This window comes from Helicobacter saguini (genome assembly GCF_000762875.2).
Taxonomy (GTDB): domain Bacteria; phylum Campylobacterota; class Campylobacteria; order Campylobacterales; family Helicobacteraceae; genus Helicobacter_A; species Helicobacter_A saguini.
The window spans coordinates 1-3,456 of record NZ_JRMP02000039.1; the positions used below are offsets into that span (position 1 = coordinate 1).

A 3,456-nucleotide genomic window follows, 5' to 3' on the forward strand; every position below is an offset into this window, starting at 1 on the left:
AAAAATAAGAAAAAATTTGCTAGTTTTTAGAATCTAAATTGCAAGTTTGTATAAAAATTCTTGTAAAAAATATAAAAAATTAATGGTAAATTTTAGAAATTTCTAGTTTGAAAAATCATATTACTTGTAAGAAATTTATCTTTATGCTGGAATAAAAACTTAAAACATAGATTCTAAAAAGTCGCTAGTAAGAATTAAAAATGCTAGTAAGATAGAATCTAAATTATTTGTAAGCAGATTCTAAATTATTAGTTTATAAAATCTATTGCTAGTAAAAAAATTAGCATTAATCCACATTCATATAGAATCTAAACATTGCTAGTTTGTATAGAATGCTGGTGTCAATAATTTTATAGATTGATATTTGATTTTTTCTTTTTAGATTCTAATATTTTTATCACACTTTTACAAAAATTGAAAATTTTTCTATATTTTTTTGATATTTTCAAAAAACAGATATAAATGTCGTGCCGACCGACATTTTAGCTACCTTTTGTATATACAAAAGGGTTATCCTGCTATCAATTTTACTATACAAAATACTTGATTTTATTTACTAAAAATATTAGAATCTATGTTACAAAAAAAATTAAGGGGTGTGTTATGACTTTGGGAGCTGAGATTACAAAAAATGCTGAAAATATTGCAAAGGTTAGTAAAGATTCTAATCTTACCATAAATGGATTTAGTAAAGAGTTTGAAGCGGATATATTGCAGGATATGAAAGAGTTTGAAAAAGAGTTGCAGAATAAAACTGCGGAGTTGTATGATAGCCACGCTGATTTTCTAAAGGATTTAGATAATGGCAAAATATAAAATTTCATATCGCAAGGCTTTTAGAAAAAATTTTAAAAAGTTAAGCAAGGAAAATAAAAATTTAGCCAACGAAGTGATTAATAAAATTGCAAATGGAGAAGTTTTAGATAGCTCATATAATAATCATAAACTAAAAGGTGATTTACAAGATTTTATGGAGTGCCATATAAAACCTGATTTGTTATTGATTTATAAAAAGTTTGACGATATTTTAGTATTAGTGTGTGTGAATATAGGAAGCCATAGTGATTTATTTTGAGTAAGAAAAATTTGTAGGTGTTTTATGATTTTTATTTCAAACGATTTTGAAAACTTTTTTAAAACTTTAAACGATAAAGATAAAGATTTGTTGGCAGAAGTTATTAGAAAAATTGAATCTAAAGAATCTTTAGGGCAAGAATATAAGATTATTAATTTGCAAGGGGATTTAAAAGATTTTTTTGTTTGTTATGTTAAGCCTGATTTACTTTTAATTTATAAAGAATTTGAAAATAAATTAATACTTGTTAATGCTGGAAATGAAAAAGATTTATTTAAATAAAAGGATTCTAAAATGAGTTTTGATATAGGCAAATATAAACGAGTAGAATCTTTTTTACTAGATTTTGAAAAAGTAAAAAATACAATTTTTAAAAAGAAAAAAGAATATGAGAAGCCACCAGCAAATTTGCATTTACTAAAAAAGCATAGTAGTATTGAAAAAACTAGACCAAAACAAGCTGTTGTTAAACTACTTTCAAATTTAAATCCGCAAGGAATTAAAAACGCTCTGCGTTATACAATCACAAATTCGCTAGAAAATTTTGCAATAAATCAATATGGCGAAAAACAAAGTATGCAAGAAATTTTTAAAGAATGGGAAATGGATTTCACAGGCAAGAAAAATGCTAAGGAAGCTTGGCATCTTTGTTTCAGCATAAATGAATCGCTAAACAATAAAAATCTATACGCACTAGAGCAAAGTGTAAAAACAACTTTAGAAAAAAACTTTTACAATCACAAATATTGCTATGTGATTCACACTCACCAAAATAAACCACACATCCACGTCTTAGTAAATAAAAATGATATGTTTAGCCACAAAAAGCTACATTTTAATGACAAAAATGAAATAAAAAGTTTTTTTAATACTTTGCGAAATGATTTCTGCGATGGCTTAAATTATTATGGATTAAACTACTATAACGCATATAAAAGTGAAAAAACTAACTTTTTAGAGCAGAATCTAAATTCATTTCTTTACAAAGATTCTAATCAACTAAATATCGTTACACATTTAGAAAAAACTGCGGATAGAATCTATAAAAAGATAGATAATTTTAATAATAAGATTCCAAAAGTGGATAGGGATTTAAAGAAATTATATGAAAGAAAAAATGAATTAATCACAAAAATTAATTTTTATAAAGCAAATTGTGATAATAATTTAGAAAAAACATTATTCGATACCAAACGCAAATTTAAGCAAAACTATAAGAAATACGATAGCAATAAAGCTAAATTTTTCCAAACTGCAAAAAAGATAAAAGAGCTAAATAAAGAAATAAATAAACATAAAAAACAAAACTATTTCTACAAAAAAGAAATAAACAAACTCCACAATATAGCCAAAGATATAGAATCTAAAATGCAAAATGTGCGAGATAAATTTGTAAAAAATCAGCAAGAATTTTTCGCTGATTTGCGAGAAAAAGATTCTTATATTAATTATTTGCAAACTTATAAGAAATATGCTTCCACTGAAAATATCATCGCCCTAAAAAATATTCAAAAAGAAATGCGATTAAATTCACAAAATATTTTTGAAAATATCAAAAACTTTATTAATTTAGATAAAAAGATTTTAGATTCTATAATCGCAAATAAAGATTCTAATACGCAAAATCTAAACACAAATTATGCCCTGCGTAAGCTTCTTGGCACTAAACTTAGTAGCAAAGCCTTAATAGATTCTAAAAAAAATATAGATAAATTTTTCCACATTTTAAAATCAATGGATAGATATGTAATGATTAAGCGAAACGAAATGAGTGAAGATTCATTCCAGCATTACTACAAACTTTTAAAAGAAAATTCCCACACAATATCATTAATTTTAAATGAAAAATTGCAAAACTTAGAATCTTTATTTAAAAATCAAGCCGAAATAAAGCAATATGACAATAAATCATTGCGATATTTACAAAAAGAATTAAACGCATTAAAAAAATATATAGAATCTGCTGACAACACAAAACACGATATGAAATATTTAAACGACTTTGAAAATAAAACAAAATTACAGAATCTAAATACAATTTTGCAAGTCGTGCGACAAAATATATTAGAACAAAACGCAAAATTAACAGCTAAGGCTAAGATTCTAAATGCAGAATCTAAGCAAAAAGATTCTAAACTTTCACAAAATCAAACACAAATTCAAAGACAAAATCAAAATAAAAACACACAAACTTTACACAAAAATATAGAATCTAACTCGCAAAATAACAAAAAAGATTCTAAAAAATCACAACAAAATCAAGGTTTTAGTAGATAGATTAATTTAGAATCTGCTTTACAGCCTTTTTGATTTCATTTACTTTTGGTAAGCCGAAACGCTTTTTTTTATTGCCATTGATAAAAAAATCAAAAAATACTTCT

Annotated in this window: 4 protein-coding genes; all 4 read left to right on the plus strand. The window is 24.7% G+C overall.

The window, feature by feature from the left end; all coding sequences use genetic code 11:
* The first annotated feature begins 603 nt into the window (after window positions 1–603).
* Genes LS64_RS11960 through LS64_RS11975 form a run of 4 tightly spaced genes read left to right on the plus strand, consistent with a single transcriptional unit; the run spans window position 604 to window position 3,352 of the window.
* Complete coding sequence (locus tag LS64_RS11960; RefSeq protein ID WP_034570224.1) at window positions 604–816, plus strand: hypothetical protein; 213 nt, start codon at window positions 604–606, stop codon at window positions 814–816.
* Window positions 803–1,075 carry a type II toxin-antitoxin system YafQ family toxin gene (locus tag LS64_RS11965; protein WP_034570222.1) on the plus strand — a complete coding sequence of 91 codons (273 nt, stop codon included), beginning with the start codon at window positions 803–805 and terminating at the stop codon, window positions 1,073–1,075. The genes LS64_RS11960 and LS64_RS11965 overlap by 14 nt, the downstream gene beginning before the upstream one ends.
* A gap of 24 nt (window positions 1,076–1,099) precedes the next feature.
* On the plus strand, window positions 1,100–1,357 hold the full coding sequence (locus tag LS64_RS11970) for a type II toxin-antitoxin system RelE/ParE family toxin (RefSeq protein ID WP_034570220.1): 258 nt from the start codon (window positions 1,100–1,102) through the stop codon (window positions 1,355–1,357).
* 12 nt (window positions 1,358–1,369) lie between these two features.
* Entirely contained in the window at window positions 1,370–3,352 is a 1,983-nt protein-coding gene (locus LS64_RS11975; RefSeq protein ID WP_118949400.1) for a relaxase/mobilization nuclease domain-containing protein, read from the plus strand.
* The last annotated feature ends 104 nt before the right edge of the window (window positions 3,353–3,456 follow it).